Genomic DNA, 221 nt, shown 5'->3' with positions numbered 1-221 from the left:
ACAGCTGAGGATACAGTTGAACTTGATAACACCGCAGCGATCACAACCAGCATTGATAAAACCGCCGACGGCGTGATTAATGGTAACGGCGAAAGCGCCGCCATGGTCGTGCGCGGCACGGTGAGCGATGTGGAAGACGGTCAAACCGTGACGGTGATCATCAGTGATGGCACAAACCAAGTTGAAACCACAGCGCTTGTGCAAAACGGCGAATATGTTAC

The 221-nt window shown here is 52.5% G+C and carries 1 protein-coding gene; it reads left to right on the top strand.

What is annotated here, in order from left to right; translation table 11 throughout:
* Positions 1-221 (top strand): hypothetical protein (locus AN389_RS20490; protein ID WP_160318654.1); only part of this gene is annotated, 221 nt, incomplete at both ends.

It is taken from the genome of Pseudoalteromonas sp. P1-7a, assembly GCF_001401855.1.
GTDB lineage: Bacteria > Pseudomonadota > Gammaproteobacteria > Enterobacterales > Alteromonadaceae > Pseudoalteromonas.
The sequence above is the reverse complement of the archived record's forward strand: the minus strand, read 5'-3'. Positions and strand labels throughout refer to the sequence as shown.